The sequence below is a fragment of the Micrococcus sp. M4NT genome (assembly GCF_033790745.1).
GTDB lineage: Bacteria > Actinomycetota > Actinomycetes > Actinomycetales > Micrococcaceae > Micrococcus.
The window spans coordinates 152,556-166,682 of record NZ_JAMYEH010000007.1 but is presented as its reverse complement, the minus strand read 5'-3'; the positions used below and the strand labels follow the sequence as shown (position 1 = coordinate 166,682).

Annotated in this window: 17 protein-coding genes and 1 pseudogene; 9 read left to right on the top strand and 9 right to left on the bottom strand. The window is 65.7% G+C overall.

Annotated elements, in window-relative coordinates:
- A pseudogene (locus tag NJC10_RS06675) lies at positions 1-127 on the top strand (IS5/IS1182 family transposase); the annotation flags it as partial.
- On the opposite strand, the gene NJC10_RS06670 reads toward NJC10_RS06675, so the two are convergent.
- From NJC10_RS06670 to NJC10_RS06645, 6 genes are all read right to left on the bottom strand, one after another.
- Complete coding sequence (locus NJC10_RS06670) at positions 124-1,026, bottom strand: cytochrome c oxidase assembly protein (protein ID WP_036317477.1); 903 nt, start codon at positions 1,024-1,026, stop codon at positions 124-126. The pseudogene NJC10_RS06675 and the gene NJC10_RS06670 overlap by 4 nt on opposite strands.
- Positions 1,027-1,523: 497 nt before the next feature.
- Positions 1,524-2,162 carry a vitamin K epoxide reductase family protein gene (locus NJC10_RS06665; protein ID WP_319075421.1) on the bottom strand — a complete coding sequence of 213 codons (639 nt, stop codon included), beginning with the start codon at positions 2,160-2,162 and terminating at the stop codon, positions 1,524-1,526.
- Positions 2,163-2,215: 53 nt separating this feature from the next.
- Complete coding sequence (locus NJC10_RS06660; protein ID WP_036317487.1) at positions 2,216-2,968, bottom strand: DsbA family protein; 753 nt, start codon at positions 2,966-2,968, stop codon at positions 2,216-2,218.
- Positions 2,969-3,048: 80 nt separating this feature from the next.
- Positions 3,049-3,966: a cation diffusion facilitator family transporter gene (locus NJC10_RS06655; protein ID WP_036317488.1), complete on the bottom strand. Its 918-nt coding sequence runs from the start codon at positions 3,964-3,966 to the stop codon at positions 3,049-3,051.
- A gap of 72 nt (positions 3,967-4,038) precedes the next feature.
- Positions 4,039-4,752, bottom strand: a complete 714-nt coding sequence (locus NJC10_RS06650; protein ID WP_036317504.1) for a cation diffusion facilitator family transporter — start codon at positions 4,750-4,752, stop codon at positions 4,039-4,041.
- The gene (locus NJC10_RS06645; RefSeq protein WP_319075404.1) at positions 4,749-5,081 is read right to left on the bottom strand and encodes an ArsR/SmtB family transcription factor; all 333 of its coding nucleotides are present in this window, start codon (positions 5,079-5,081) and stop codon (positions 4,749-4,751) included. The genes NJC10_RS06650 and NJC10_RS06645 overlap by 4 nt, the downstream gene beginning before the upstream one ends.
- 177 nt (positions 5,082-5,258) lie before the next feature.
- Here NJC10_RS06645 and NJC10_RS06640 point away from each other — a divergent pair, with 177 nt between their 5' ends.
- Positions 5,259-6,008 (top strand): cytochrome c biogenesis CcdA family protein, encoded by a 750-nt coding sequence (locus NJC10_RS06640; protein ID WP_319075401.1) that lies wholly within the window; start codon positions 5,259-5,261, stop codon positions 6,006-6,008.
- 235 nt (positions 6,009-6,243) lie between these two features.
- Positions 6,244-7,409 (top strand): IS3 family transposase gene (locus tag NJC10_RS06635; protein WP_113914520.1). Its coding sequence is split into 2 segments (ribosomal slippage): positions 6,244-6,528 and positions 6,531-7,409, totalling 1,164 coding nucleotides; the frame shifts between segments, so codons are not numbered across the junction.
- A 123-nt stretch (positions 7,410-7,532) separates the two neighbouring features.
- Here NJC10_RS06635 and NJC10_RS06630 read toward each other — a convergent pair.
- Complete coding sequence (locus NJC10_RS06630; protein ID WP_017488125.1) at positions 7,533-8,135, bottom strand: cadmium resistance transporter; 603 nt, start codon at positions 8,133-8,135, stop codon at positions 7,533-7,535.
- Positions 8,132-8,491 carry a Cd(II)/Pb(II)-sensing metalloregulatory transcriptional regulator CmtR gene (gene cmtR / locus NJC10_RS06625; RefSeq protein WP_006590980.1) on the bottom strand — a complete coding sequence of 120 codons (360 nt, stop codon included), beginning with the start codon at positions 8,489-8,491 and terminating at the stop codon, positions 8,132-8,134. The genes NJC10_RS06630 and cmtR overlap by 4 nt, the downstream gene beginning before the upstream one ends.
- A gap of 81 nt (positions 8,492-8,572) precedes the next feature.
- Between cmtR and NJC10_RS06620 the strand changes: the two genes are divergently transcribed.
- The 6 genes from NJC10_RS06620 to NJC10_RS06600 all read left to right on the top strand — a co-directional run bounded on the left by NJC10_RS06620 (position 8,573) and on the right by NJC10_RS06600 (position 13,580).
- Entirely contained in the window at positions 8,573-8,746 is a 174-nt protein-coding gene (locus tag NJC10_RS06620) for a hypothetical protein (RefSeq protein ID WP_153236551.1), read from the top strand.
- 251 nt (positions 8,747-8,997) lie between these two features.
- A complete protein-coding gene (locus NJC10_RS06615; protein ID WP_319075386.1) occupies positions 8,998-9,573 on the top strand; it encodes a recombinase family protein in 576 nt (191 codons plus the stop codon).
- 148 nt (positions 9,574-9,721) lie between these two features.
- The gene (locus NJC10_RS06610) at positions 9,722-11,137 is read left to right on the top strand and encodes a hypothetical protein (RefSeq protein ID WP_319075384.1); all 1,416 of its coding nucleotides are present in this window, start codon (positions 9,722-9,724) and stop codon (positions 11,135-11,137) included.
- Between the two features lie 31 nt (positions 11,138-11,168).
- The gene (locus NJC10_RS06605) at positions 11,169-12,788 is read left to right on the top strand and encodes a type IIL restriction-modification enzyme MmeI (protein ID WP_319075383.1); all 1,620 of its coding nucleotides are present in this window, start codon (positions 11,169-11,171) and stop codon (positions 12,786-12,788) included.
- On the top strand, positions 12,680-12,931 hold the full coding sequence (locus NJC10_RS11260) for a transposase (protein WP_413466406.1): 252 nt from the start codon (positions 12,680-12,682) through the stop codon (positions 12,929-12,931). The genes NJC10_RS06605 and NJC10_RS11260 overlap by 109 nt, the downstream gene beginning before the upstream one ends.
- A 70-nt stretch (positions 12,932-13,001) precedes the next feature.
- Positions 13,002-13,580 carry an IS3 family transposase gene (locus NJC10_RS06600; protein WP_319075382.1) on the top strand — a complete coding sequence of 193 codons (579 nt, stop codon included), beginning with the start codon at positions 13,002-13,004 and terminating at the stop codon, positions 13,578-13,580.
- A 12-nt stretch (positions 13,581-13,592) separates the two neighbouring features.
- Here the strand turns inward: NJC10_RS06600 and NJC10_RS06595 are convergent, their stop codons facing one another.
- Positions 13,593-14,021: a Fur family transcriptional regulator gene (locus tag NJC10_RS06595; protein ID WP_248115189.1), complete on the bottom strand. Its 429-nt coding sequence runs from the start codon at positions 14,019-14,021 to the stop codon at positions 13,593-13,595.
- Positions 14,022-14,127: the final 106 nt, after the last annotated feature.

Genomic DNA, 14,127 nt, shown 5'->3' with positions numbered 1-14,127 from the left:
GTACGCGCACCTGAAGCAATGGCGGGGCCTGGCGACCCGGTACGACAAGTACGCGATCGTCTACCGGGCCGCCGTGGTGTTGAACGCTGTGCTCGCGTGGTCCAAACGATTGTCAGACATGCCCTAGCTCTCGTTCCGTCTTCGGGAGAGGCTGGCGAGGTACTCGTTGTAAGAGTCGAGTTCGGCGTCCTCGGCTTTCTGTCGCTGTCTCGAGGTGCGCACGTCGCGGGCTCGCCAGCGGGACAGGCAGACGATGAGCACTACGAACATCGGCAGCTCCGCGTAGGTCCATACCAGCGTGCCGGCGATCGCCTGGTCGATGACGGGGTCATGGCTGCCTGTGGGGGTGGCGTATGCGCTGAACAGCGGTGTGGCGGTACGGAGCAGGATCAGGCCGAAAATGGCGTGGATCTGGATCTCGACGGCGATATCGACGAATCGTGCGGCGAAGGAGGGTTGGCGCGGTAGCGGATCGGAGGACCATAGCGGTGTTGCCGAGACGATGCCGAGGACGAGGATGACGAAGAGCAAGGCGTCCTGGCCGAAGGGGATGCGCATGATGACGCTGATCGCGTCGGTCAGGTAGAGGACCGGGTACAGCAGTATCGCAATGACGATGGCGACCACAGGGTGCAGTGCGGCGCTCCAGAATCGTGAGCGCAGTCCCCCGTGCGCGGCACGGAGCACGAGACGCCCGAGGCCGGTGTGCGGTGTGCTGCGCAGGAGCAGCAGCCCGGGTGACCCTGCGATGAGGAGCGGCGGAACGACGGTCAGCAGGGTGATCTGCTGGAACACCAGCGCTGTGATGGATTCCGTCGCGAGACGGTTCACACCGAACATCGTGATAGCGAAGATCAGGGCGCACCCGATCAGGAACGATGCTGTGCGGGCGATCGCCCAACGGCGCCTGTTTCGCCACATCCAGATCGCTCCTCGCAGATACAGTGCCGCGAACAGCAGAGCGGCGATGCCGACGGGTGAGCCGGTGAGGGGTTCGAACGTGACCCACTGGTCGATCGGCGGCATAGCGAATTTCCCTTCATCGAGGCGATCAAACGTCGGCGACTTCGGCCGCGGTGGTGGTGCCGGAGCGGGGTCAGGTGAGGCCGGAGTAGGAGTGGGGCCTTGGCCCTTGATCGTGGACACGGTGTCGGTTCGGTTATGCCGCTTCCGCAAGCGGCACCGGCTCCCAGGGCAACCAGGTACAAGGGAATCTGCCACCGCTCCAGCCAGCCGATCATGTACTTCCTTTCCGGGCGAGGACCTTGCCTCCATCCTCACGGAGCTGCCCGGTTGTCGCGACGTGGCGGTAGAGGGCCTGTTGGACAAGCAACCTACTGCCTGCCCTTCTCGGTTTCCCAACCTGTGTCCGGCTTTGCCGACAGCTCGGCTCCTCACGCCTCAGGTAGTGCCCGAGCGCCAGCCCTGCTTGGCGGGCGCCGATCACTAGCACGTCGGTCTCGGCCATGGTGTGGTTTCTCCTCGTTGCGGGCGCGTGGGCGGGCCGTAGTGCGGCTGGTGTGTCAGTAACCGGTGAGGGCCGGGAAGAAGGTCCAGAACACCGAGGCGGCCACGGCCACATAGGCGATGGCCACCAGGGTTCCGGCCCAGCCGGCGGAGAACCGCACCACCGCGGCGTGCGCGGGGATCACGCCGTGGGCGAGGTTGCGCACGGTGAGCAGGATGAACAGCGGGATCATCGCCGCCCACACGATCATGCAGTACAGGCACAGGATGTGGATCTCGAACAACGCCTGGGACCACAGCCAGATGGTGAACACCGTGCCGGCGGTGACCCCGGCCTGCAGGCCGGCCCAGTACCAGCGCCCGGGGCTCGCCCCGGAGAGGGTCACCATGGCGGTGGTGATGACCACGGCGAACGCCACGATGCCGATCAACGGGTTGGGGAAGCCGAACAGCTCGGACTGCCAGGTCCCCATCACCTTCCCGCAAGACACCCAGGGGTTGATGTCACAGCTGGTGATGTACCCGGCATCCTCGTACAGCTCCAGGCGTTCGAGCACCAGGATCGCCGAGGCCACCCAGCCGACCACCCCGGTGATCAACAGCACCAGGCCGAACGGACGGTGCCGGGCGACAGTCGGTATCCCCGCTACGTCGGAGGCCTGCCCGGTACCGGCAGGGCGGTCGGTGGTGGTCATGGGGATCGTCACGGGTGAATTGGTGTCGGTGTCGGGGACACTCATGGGCCCGGTCAGTCCGTCGTGGCGGCGGCGTCGACCTCGGCGCGGAACTGCTCGAGGGTGTTCAGAGTGAGCATCTGTCCGTCCAGGAAGAAGGTCGGGGTGCCCTGCACGCCCAGCGCGGTCCCGTCGGCCACGTCGGCCTCGATGCGGTCGCGGGTGGCCGGGTCAGCCACCGCGGCATCGTAGGCGGCCATGTCCAGGCCGAGATCCTCGGCGTAACCGCGGAACACCGGGCTCCGGTCCTCAGTGGTATGGCTCCACTGCTCCTGGGTGTCGAACATCTGCTGATACATCGCCTCGTACTGTCCCTGCTGGCCGGCGGCTTCCACGGCTACGGCGGCGGTCATCGAGTTGGGATGTCCGGGCAGCGGGAAGTAGCGGTGCACAAAGGTCACCGTGTCGGCGTACTCGGCGCGCAGTTCTTCCACGACCGGGTAGGCGGCCTTGCAGCCCTCGCACTCGAAGTCCAGGAACTCCACCAGCACGGCCTGCTCGTTCGGGGCCTTGGACAGTACCCGGCTGTCTGGGCGCATCACCGGCGTGGCCTCCGAGGGGGCGCTCTGCCCGGTCCCGGAGGAGGCAGTTTGCCCGGAGCCCTGGGGGGCGGCGTCGCGGGGGCCGCTGGCGGCCACCACTCCGACGATCAGCCCGGCCAGCACCACAGCGGCCAGTACGACCCAGACGATGGTCTTGGCCTTGCGGGATGTGGTGCCCGGTGTTGACGGGTCAGAGGGGGTCGGATTGCGGGTCGGTGTGCTCACGAAGGGATCCGTTTCGGTCGGTGGCGACGGCACCGTGCCGTCGGGGTGGGAATGAGCTGGGGCTGGGATGCAGGGGTGGGTCAGGGGTGGAGGGTCTCAGTGTGGGGGTGGGTGGCCGGTTCGATTTGGAAGGTGGAGTGTTCGATGGGTACTTGGAAATCCTGGGCCACGCACCGTTGCAGGTCGGTCAGCACAGTGCCCAGGTGCGCGGCGGTCAGGCAGCCGTTGTGCACGGTGACGTGCGCGGAGAGCACGGGGGTGTCGGAGTCGATGCGTGAAGCGTGCAGGTCATGGACCTCCAGCACGTGCGGCAGCTCCGATAGCCGGATGCGGACCGCCTCCAGGTCCAAGCCCTTGGGGGTGGTCTCCATGAGTACGTCGATGGTGTCGCGAAGCAGGATCAGGGCTCTGGGCACGATCAGTGCGGCGATCAACAGGGACACCACCGCATCGGCGCGATTCCAGCCGGTGGTGGCGATCACGATCGCCGAAACGATCACTGCGACCGATCCCAGGGCGTCGTTGAGTACCTCCAGGAACGCGGCCTTCATGTTCAGGTTCTCACCTCGGGAAGAGGCCAGGATCGCCAGACCGATGAGGTTGCCAGCCAAACCGATCACCCCGAACCAGAGCATCGCGGTGGATTCGACCTCGGGGGGTTCGATGAGCCGGCGTACGCCCTCCACGGCTACGAAGCCGCCCACGGCCAGCAGCACCGCGGCCTGCGCGGCCGCGGCGATGATCTCGGCGCGCTTGTACCCCCAGGTGCGCTTGTCCGTGGCCGGGCGCAGCGCCAGGGTCGTGGCGGTCAGGGCGATCAGCAACCCGGCTGAGTCAGTAAACATGTGCCCGGCGTCGGCCAGCAGGGCCAGACTGCCCGAAGCCAGCGCGCCGATGACCTCGGCGACCATGATCGTCGCGGTGATGGAGAAGACCACGGCCAGCCGGCCCCGCCGGCCCGCCGCCGGAAGAGCATGGGAATGATCGTGTCCGCTCATACCAGGGTCTCTTCCACTCGATGAATCATCAGCTGAACGTCACCATCCTGTCCGGCGATACTGAAGGCATGCTCAATGCGCACAGCAGGCGCAATCCGCCCCGCAGCCATCGCCGTCCTTCTCGTTCTGGTCCCCGGCGATCAGCGCGGAGGCGGGGGTGCAGCAGGCATCCCCGCGCCAGGCCTCCACCCCTTCCTTGAGGGCGACGGCGGCGATCACCAGGGCCGCGACTGGGTCGGCCCAGGTCCAGCCCAGGGTGCTGTTGAGGACCAGGCCCACCAGCAGGACCGCCGAGAGGTAGGTGCAGATCAGGGTCTGTTTGGAGTCGGCCACCGCGGAGGCGGACCCGAGTTCGCGGCCAGTGCGCCGCTCGAACCAGGACAGGAACGGCATGATGGCCAAGCTCACGGCGGCCAGCACGATCCCCACCGTGGAATGCTCCGGTTGCCCGGCCCCGAACAGGGTGCGCACGGCGTCGACGGTGATGAAGGCGGCCAAGCCGAAGAAGGAGAAGGCGATCAGGCGCAGCGCCACCTTCTCCCGGCGGTGCGGGTCCGGGGTGGCGAACTGCCAGGCCACCGCGGCGGCGGAGAGGACCTCCACGATGGAGTCCAAGCCGAAGCCGATCAACGCGGAGGACGAGGCCACGGTGCCGGCGGCCAGGGCGATGGCCGCCTCGATCACGTTGTAGGTGATGGTTCCGGCCACGATCCAGCGGATCCGGCGGTGCAGGACCGCACGGCGGTCGTCCGTGAGGGGCTTGGAGCTCAGCGTGAGGGTGCTCATGCGCAGGTGCATCCCGCAGCGGAGCAGCAATCCGGGTCGATGGTCAGCGTCAACTCCAGCAGCTCCCCAAGGGTCTGGCCCAGCCGGGGGTCGGCCAGGACGTACCAGACGTTGCGGCCCTCGGCGGTAGTGGTCACCAGCCCGCAGCCGCGCAGGCAGGCCAACTGGTTGGACATCACCTGCTTGGACACCCCCAGCTCCCCGGCCAGCGCCGACGGGCGGGCCGGCCCATCACGCAGGGCCAGCAGGATCCGGGTCCGGGTGTCATCAGAGAGGGCATGGCCCAGTCGGGACAACGCCGAGACATGAGTGAGGGTCGTGGTGCTCATGCCTAGAACGGTACAGCATAGCGTGTACCCTTGTCGGGATGCCGCCCGGCAAGCGGCCGGCACCATGGCCCGATCCCAGGAGGTCCGCGCAACCGTGCCCCACTCTGATGTCCCGCTGACCGAACCATCCCGGCTCCTGCCCGTCCCATTGTCGGACGGCAGGAGAAGGGGCTCGGTGTGAGCATCGGGAACTACTTCGCCGAGACCGTCAACTCCGGGGCTCTGCTCATTGCCGCACCGCTGGCGATGATCGCAGGGATCGTCTCGTTTCTGTCCCCGTGCATCCTGCCGCTGGTGCCCGGCTACCTCGGTTACGTCTCCGGGCTGGCCAACCCCACACATCCGGACAACCGCCGCCGGGTGCTGACCGGGGTCGGGCTGTTCATCCTGGGCTTCGCCGCGGTCTTCACCCTCTACGGGGCCGCCTTCGGCACGATCGGTCACTGGCTGGTGCGCTGGCAGGACCCGATGATCCGCGTCCTGGGCGTCCTGGTGATCGTTATGGGCCTGGCCATGGTTGGCAAGTTGCCCTTTTTCCAGCGCACGATCAAACCAACCCTGGCCCCCCGGACGGGCCTGGCCGGGGCCCCGGTGCTCGGGGTCGTCTTTGGGCTGGGCTGGACTCCCTGCATCGGCCCGACACTCGGCGCCGTGCTGGCATTGAGCACCACCACCGGCGATCCCTGGCGCGGGGCCCTGCTGGGCTTCCTCTACTGCCTGGGACTGGGCATCCCATTCCTGCTGGCCGCGGCGGGGATCAGCTGGGTCACCAACGCCCTGTCCTACGTCCGCCGCAACATCCGGGTATTCAACATCCTCGGCGGATCCCTGCTGGTGGGGGTCGGGATTCTGATGGTCTCCGGGCTCTGGATGCTGTGGATGTACCAGCTGCAGAGCCTCGCCGGCACCTTCACCACCCCCGTCTAAAACCAGAAACCCCGCCCCACCGGACCGGTTACTGAGGAGTGACCGGGCCGATGGGACGGGGACGAGGGCCCTGAGTGGTCGGTGACGGGTGTGCTCAGAGGCCGAAGGCTCCGCCGCTGATCAGGATGAAGACGCCTAGGCCGATCAGGACGAGCGGGAACAAGATGGGGACTGCCGCACGAATAGGTGACACCTGATCTGGCTTGCCCGCAGGGCGGCCTGGAGGGATGTTGCTGTGCCTGCTCCCTATCCCCAAGAGTTCCGTGACGACGTCGTGCGCGTGGCCCGCAGCCGCGAAGAGGGTGTGACGCTCGCGCAGATCGCCAAGGACTTTGGCATCCATGAGATGACCCTGTCGAAGTGGATGCGCCAGGCCGACGTCGAGGACGGCGCGAAGCCTGGGACAACCAAAGCCGAGTCGGCCGAGAACCGTGAGCTGAAGAAGCGGATCCGCCTGCTCGAGCAGGAGAACGAGGTCCTACGACGGGCGGCGGCCTACCTGTCCCAGGCGAACCTGCCGGGAAAAGGCTCTACCCGCTCGTGAAGGAGCTCGCCGCCGTCGGGATCCCCGTCGCGGTGACGTGCCGGGTGCTCAAGCTCTCCCGCCAGCCCTACTACCGCTGGCTGGCGGACCCTGTCACCGACGCCGAGCTGGCCGAGGCGTACCGGGCGAACGCGTTGTTCGACGCCCATCAGGACGATCCGGAGTTCGGCTACCGCTTCCTGGTCGATGAGGCCAAGGAAGCCGGCGAGGTGATGTGTGAGCGCAGCGCGTGGCGGATCTGCCGGGACAACGGCTGGTGGTCGGTGTTCGGGAAGAAGCGCGGCAAGAACGGGAAGAAGCCGGGTCCGCCGGTGCACGATGACCTGGTGGAGCGGGACTTCACTGCTGGCGGTTCAAACCAGCTGTGGTTGACCGACGTCACCGAGCACAGGACCGCCGAGGGCAAGCTCTACATGTGCGCGATCAAAGACGTCTTCTCCGGGCGGATCGTCGGCTACTCCATCGACTCGCGAATGAAAGCCCGGCTGGCCGTCCAGGCACTGCAGAACGCCGTTGCTCGGCGCGGGGATGTGGCCGGTTGCATCGTTCATTCGGACCGCGGGTCGCAATTTCGATCCCGGAAATTCGTCCATGCCCTCAACCGGCACGGCTTGGTCGGCTCGATGGGCAAAGTGGGTGCGGCCGGGGACAACGCCGCCATGGAGAGCTTCTTCGCCCTGCTGCAGAAGAACGTCCTCGACAGGCGGTCCTGGACGACCCGGGATGAGCTACGGATCGCGATCGTCACCTGGACCGAGCGCACCTATCACCGGCGCCGTCGACAAGCCCGTCTCGGGCGGTTGACCCCCATCGAGTACGAGACCATGATGAAGCCCGCCGTGACCCTCCCGGCATAAGACCCCACCTGTCACCTATCGGTGCGGCAGTCCCGATCACGCAGGACTGGCTGCAGGTAGGTGTCGCGGTCTGAACCGAGAGGGGTGCGCCCGGTCGGGGCCGTTTGGATCGCTGCCGCTACGTCAGAGTCCGAAGGCTCCGCCGCTGACGAGGATCACGATGCCGAGGCCGATGAGAACGATGGGGAAGAGGACGTGCTCCCAGCGTTCGAGCACTTCGGCGATCGGGGGGCGGGTGGCGACGAACTTTGCCAGGGCCACCAGGACCGCGACGAGCGCGAGGAAGACGATGCAGTAGGCGACTACTGCGAGAGGTTTCACGCTGAGGAAGACAGGGGTGTAGACGCCGATGTTGTCGCCGCCGTTGGCAAGGGTGACGCCTGCGACTGTCCACACGCCGACCTTCTTGCCGGCAACCTTGGCCTCGTCGTCATCGTCGTCATCGTCTCCGCGCCAGGCCTGCCATGCGGCCCATAGGCCGAGGCCCAGAGGGATGAGACCGAAGTACGGGATGGCTGCCGAGGGCAGGAATGCTCCGGCGCCGATGGTCACCAGGACCGCGGCACCGAGGATGCCGGCGAATCCGAGGTACTGGCCGGCCAGAATGCGGGCGGTAGTGCCGCGCTGGCCTGCCCCTCGCGCGAAGAAGAGGGAGAGCACGATGATGTCGTCGATGTTGGTCGCTGCGAACAGGCCCATCGCCTGCAAGACCGAGGTGAGGATCATGCGCCCTCCCCAGCTGCGTCGCATCCGGGAAGCGAGCAGGCGGGATCGATGCACGGGGCGTCTTCGTCCACTGCCAGGGTGGCATCGACCAGTGCCGTCAGCGCCTGCGCCAGGTGCGAATCGGCGATCTCATATCGTGTCCGACGACCCTCGGGCTCGGAGACGACGATCCCGCAATCGCGCAGGCATGCCAGGTGGTTGGACACGTTCGGGCGTGTCAGGTCCAGATCTCGGGCCAGTTCCGCCGGGTAAGCGGGATGGTCGAGCAGGGTCAAGATGATCCGGGATCGAGTGGGGTCGGCCAGTGCACGACCCAGGCGGTTCATCACGTCGAGACGCGAAGCAATAGTCAACATGGACTGAACTATACAGCGCGAACTGAACACTCGGTCACAGGCGTCAGCGATTCTGACGCTGTACGTGACCTGCTGACGCGCGTGAACATGCTTGAGGAGCAGGTGGAGGACGGCGACGGCAGGATCCCGGCCAGCCTGATCCAGCGCTTCCGAAACAAGGCCGTTGAGACCCTCGCGGACGAGTCTGCACAGCGCATCATCCCGGTCCTCAGCACGATCTACGTCCTGCTCGGGCTGCCGCCGCTCACTGCCTAACCACATATCCACCAGTGCCCGCCGCATGGCGCCACCGTGCTCCCCAGCGCGCCAGGACGACTCCCCTCCTGGTCAGCGCGCTTGGCCACCGATCCCGATGTCTCGCGCAGGGTGGCTCCGCTGCCCGCGCTCGTCCTATTGGCCGTCGAGCCGGGTATACCCCTTTACACGCCCCCCGCCGCCACGAGAGGATCACGTCAGAGTGGGTTCAGTTCGGGCCCGTTGGACACACCTGACGGAGGGTCTTAAACGTGGTTGGACAGATCGTAGGGTACGTGCGGGTGAGCTCGGCGGAGCAGAACCTGGACCGTCAGCTCGAGGCGGTGGGGGAGTGCGACCGGATCTTCGAAGACAAGATCTCGGGCAGCTCGAGGGCCAAGCGCACGGGTCTGGCTGAGCTGATGAGGTACGTGCGGGAGGGGGACCTGGTGAAAGTCGCCTCGATGGACCGGCTGGGCCGGGATACCCGGGACCTGTACGCACTCGTGGATGAGCTCACGGACAAGGGGTGCGCGGTGCAGTTCATCTCCGAACGGATCACCGTGGACAAGTCCGGCACTTCCCCGGTGGACGGGCTGATGTTGGGGATCCTGGCGGCGTTCGCTGAGTTCGAGCGGCGGCGGATCAAAGAGCGTCAGGCCGAGGGCATCGCCCTGGCCAAGGCCCGCGGCAAGTACGTGCAGGCCCCGAAGCTCTCGGACACCGACGTGGAGCAGGCGCGCGTGATGATCGACATGGGGATCCCGAAGGCTGAGGTGGCGCGCACCTTCGGGGTGAGCCGGCAGACGCTGTACACGTCTTTGACCCGGGCGGGCGGAGCACACTGATTGCGGAGACCGGCTCTACGGACGGTAGGTTCTGCACGCTTACCCGCACACCACGAAGCAGGCCTGGTCCGCTCAGTCGCTTCGCACCGAGGGCCGCGGCTCGTGTGTCGAGCGGGTGGGACCCGTATACCCCCTAGGATGTGATTTTATGAATGGCACCCAAATTGTCCGTCTAGCCCCCCAAGAACTTCCCCCTCAGGAGCGGCGAATATCGCCAGATAGCGAGGGCGTCTATCGTCATCCTTTAGTGGCGTGCATTTCTCCATCGGGCGAGGATATCTCCGCAGTCGATGTTTTTCCGGAAGTTATGCATGCGCAGTACCCTTCTGAGCTACACCTTCCTGACTACGACATTATTGTCTCCTTCGGTATCCCGGTAAATGGAGCGGAATGTCCCGTAGTAATCTTTGGCGACGCGGCCGGTCAGCACCTCGCTCACTCTGACGAGGCTCGATTGAACGCCATTTGGCACGGGAGGATGGTGCGCGACGGCTATGTTGTGGGGACTTCAAAGTATGCATTTGGTTCGATTTACCAAGTGAATACTACCGAAGAGCCGTGGGCCTCTCTGGTAAAAGAAGGCATAAGTTCTGCAATTGAAAGCAACCGGGATGGCCTCCTGTCGATCAGCACGTCTAATTTTGTTCTTCAGGATGCCCGGGGGGAGTTCGTGTATGCCGAACCTCCGGCTGAGGCATTAATTCCCTTAATGCACTTCCGGGATGGTGCCGTGTTGGCTGCCAGGTCTATGACGCAAGAACGCTTTCCCCTGCTCATGCTTCCTTCTTGGACCATGAACAAGCGTGCCTGGCTTCTCGCGGCATGGAGGGCCTGGGTAGCAGATGGGACCTTGGAGGTGCCCCTTCCTAGTGACGGTTTTGAACTGCGCGACTGGATGACCGCCGCAGAGATTGCCGAGTTTGACGCGATGCGAGAACTGGAGGCAGAACTCCGGAATGTCACCTCGAGCCTCTCTGAAAAGATTCACCAGGCCCGCGGTCGCCTCGAGGTGGCGTCGTCTGTAGCCGAAAGTGGTATGAGACGTCTATTAACGCAACAGGGAGAGGAGCTCGAACGGGCAGTTCACCATGCGTTTTCTGTTCTGGGGTTCCACGTGGAGTCTAGGGATCTGGAAGGTAAGGCTAGGTTAGAGGACCTAAGGGTCTCTTCCCCCGGGCTGGAGTGGACCGCAGTAGTAGAGGTCAAGGGCTACACCAATGGAGGAAAGTCGAACGACTTCAATAAGTTCATCCGATATAATGCGGAATATGTGCGCGAGACGAGAAAAGCGCCAGATCGGAACTGGTATGTGGTAAATGCTTATATAAGTAAATCTCTCGGGTCGCGTCCTGGTCCATTTGATTCGGTTCCCGATGCGGTGCAAAGCTTCGCAGATGCCAATGGTTTGGTTGTCTCCACGGTGGAACTTTTCCGCTTGATTCGATCTGTGGAGATCGGCGAAGTATCTACAGAGCGGGCCCGGGAATCTCTCGTAAATAGTACCGGTTTTTACGTCGCCCCAGACGACGGGGGTAGTGTGCCTATTGTCTCCGTGAATGAATAGTCGGAAACTTTGTAATTGAGAGGGTATTCCTGTGCAGACCAAGCCCTTGTCTTGGGGTCAGATCCGGGCGAACGCGGCCGCATTCGTGCGCGAGTGGGCCGGAGAGTCCTACGAGCGGGGCGAATCGCAGTCCTTCTGGACGGACCTGTTCGCGGTGTACGGGGTGCGCCGGCGGGCGGTGGCTCGCTTCGAGGCGAGGGCGCGCAAGGCCGATGGTGGGGCCGGGTTCATTGACGTGTTCTGGCCCGGCATGCTCATCGCTGAGCAGAAGTCGTTGGGCAAGGACCTGGTGGAGGCTGAGGACCAGGCGCTGAGATATCTGGCGGGCGTCCCGGAGGCCGAGCAGCCCCGCTACGTGATCACCTGCGACTTCGCCACGTTCCGGCTGCGTGACCTCGAGGCCGCACCGGGCGCCGAGGACGCGGTGATCGAGTTCGCGTTGGCCGATCTGCCGGTGGAGGCGGAGCGGTTCGGGTTCATCGCCGGCTACCAGAAGCGCACGTTCGGCTCGGCTGAGCAGGCCGCGGCCTCCGTGAAGGCCGCGCAGCTGATGGCCGACCTCTACGTCGAGCTCGAGGGCTCCGGCTACGACGAGCACGAGGCGTCCGTGTTCCTGGTGAGGACCCTGTTCGCCCTGTTCGCTGACGACTCGGGGTTGTGGGAGCGGGACCTGTTCCTGGAGTTCATCCAGACCCGCACCGCCGAGGATGGCTCGGATCTGGGCGCGCAGCTGACCGCGCTTTTCCAGGTGCTGAACCGGCCGGTGAACAAGCGGATGGCTGGCACGGATGAGCTGATGCTGCGCTTCCCGTATGTGAACGGGTCCGTGTTCGGGGAGGCCGTGTCGATCCCGTACTTCACCTCTTCCATGCGGGAGAAGCTGATCGCGGCGTGCTTGTTCAACTGGGGGTCGATCTCTCCGGCGATCTTCGGGTCGCTGTTCCAGGCGGTGAAGTCCAAGGAGGCCCGCCGGGAGCTGGGGGAGCACTACACGACCGAGGAGAACATCCTCAAGCTCATCGGCCCGTTGTTCCTGGACGAGCTGCGTGCTGAGTTCGTGGCGAACATCCACTCCCGTCCCGGGCTGCGCAAGCTGCACGAACGACTGGGGGGCATGCGGTTCCTGGACCCGGCATGTGGGTGTGGGAACTTCCTGATCGTGGCCTACCGGGAGCTGCGGGCTCTGGAGCTTCAGATCCTGGTGCGTCTGCAGGAGCTGTCGGGCAAGCAGGTGCAGACCTCGCTGGTGATGGACGAGGACGAGAGAGTGCGGGTGCGGATGTCGCACTTCAACGGGATCGAGTTGGAGGAGTGGCCGGCGACCATCGCCCGCACCGCGATGTTCCTGGTCAACCACCAGGCGAATCAGGACATGTCGCTGAAGATCGGCGTGTCCCCGGAGCAGCTGCCCCTGTCCGAGTCGGCTCACATTGAAGCGCCCTGGGTTTCGTTCCGATCCCAACGAAGGAGAATCGGAACATGCCCAAGAAGTACACCCCCGAGCTGCGTGAGCGCGCTGTGCGGATGGTCCTCGAGCGCCAAGTGGCCGAGGGAGGCCCTCGCTCACACTCGATCCGGGCTGTGGCCCCGCAGCTCGGCGTCGGCGAGGAGACCCTGCGCATGTGGTGCAACCGCCACGGCCCCGAAGTAGCCCCGGCATCGGCCTCACAGACCCCTGCGGAGGAGATCCGCAGGCTCAAACGCGAGCTCGCCGAGGCGCGGCGCGCGAACGAGATCCTCAAAGCCGCCTCGGCTTTTTTCGCAGCGGAGCCAGGCCGCCCCACGACGAGATGATCGCGTTCATTGACGAACACCGCGATCAGTTCGGGGTCGAGGCCATCTGCCGCACCCTGCGTGCGACAGAGTGTGGGCTCATCACCTCGACGTGGGCTACCGCGCCGCGAAGACACGCCCCAGGTCTTCGAGAACGCTGCGGGACGAGATCCTCGTGGAGGAACTCCGCCGGATCCACGCGGAGAACTACAGCCTCTACGGCGTCCGGAAGATGCACCATGCGATGCGCCGCGCCGGGTGGGAGATCGGCCGTGACCAGGTCGCCCGGCTGATGAAGCTCGCCAGCGTGGAAGGGGTTCGGCGCGGCCGCACGCCGATCACCACGAGGCCGGCAGGCGAGCCGGATGCTCGTCCTGACCTCGTGGAGCGCTGCTTCACCGCCCAGCGGCCGAACCAGCTGTGGGTCGCTGACATCACCTACGTCAGGATCCTGGGCGGGTTCTGCTACGTCGCTTTCATCACCGACGTCTACTCCCGGCGCATCGTGGGATGGGCGGTCTCGGGCAACCTTCACACCGCGGGGCTGCCGTTGCTCGCCCTCGAGCACGCCCTCGTGAGCACGGGAGCCAGCCGTGGCCGGCAGGGCCTGGTGCACCACAGTGACAGGGGCAGCCAGTACGTCAGCTTGGCATATTCAGACGCGCTCTAGGCGCCCAGGGGCTCAGCTCGCCGCGGCCGCCGTGCACGCGGCGCAGAGGCCGGTGATCTCCACGGTGTGGTCCGTGGCCGTGAACCCGTGCACGGCGGCGACGGCGGCCGCCCACCGCTCGACGGGCGGGGCCGTGAGCTCCACGGTGGCCCCGCACGAGCGGCACACGAGGTGGTGGTGATGGCCCTGCGCGGCGCACCGGCGGTACACGGACTCGCCGTCCTCGCGCCGGAGGACGTCCACGGTGCCGTCCTCGAGCTGCTGCTGCAGCGTGCGGTACACGGTGGCGAGGGAGACGCGCTCGCCGGCGTCCTTGAGGTGGGCGTGGAGCTCCTGGGCACTGACGAAGTCCTCGAGCTCGTCCAGGGCACGGTCCACAGCCGCCTTCTGGCGGGTGGCGCGCACGCGTCCGGCGCGGGGGTCGGGAGCGGTGCTGGTCACGCTGACGGTCCTCCTTCCGCGGCCGGATCCGAACGGTCCCGGGGGGCTTCGCGGAGCCGATGACCGGCTCCTGGGCACTCGTCCCAGGCTATCAGCGGGGCCGGAT

Coding starts and splice junctions, on each gene's coding strand:
- NJC10_RS06670 (WP_036317477.1), bottom strand. CDS start 1,026: ATGCCGCCGATCGACCAGTGGGTCACGTTCGAACCCCTCACCGGCTCA.
- NJC10_RS06665 (WP_319075421.1), bottom strand. CDS start 2,162: ATGACCACCACCGACCGCCCTGCCGGTACCGGGCAGGCCTCCGACGTA.
- NJC10_RS06655 (WP_036317488.1), bottom strand. CDS start 3,966: ATGAGCGGACACGATCATTCCCATGCTCTTCCGGCGGCGGGCCGGCGG.
- NJC10_RS06650 (WP_036317504.1), bottom strand. CDS start 4,752: ATGAGCACCCTCACGCTGAGCTCCAAGCCCCTCACGGACGACCGCCGT.
- NJC10_RS06645 (WP_319075404.1), bottom strand. CDS start 5,081: ATGAGCACCACGACCCTCACTCATGTCTCGGCGTTGTCCCGACTGGGC.
- NJC10_RS06630 (WP_017488125.1), bottom strand. CDS start 8,135: ATGATCCTCACCTCGGTCTTGCAGGCGATGGGCCTGTTCGCAGCGACC.
- cmtR (WP_006590980.1), bottom strand. CDS start 8,491: ATGTTGACTATTGCTTCGCGTCTCGACGTGATGAACCGCCTGGGTCGT.
- NJC10_RS06610 (WP_319075384.1), top strand. CDS start 9,722: ATGAATGGCACCCAAATTGTCCGTCTAGCCCCCCAAGAACTTCCCCCT.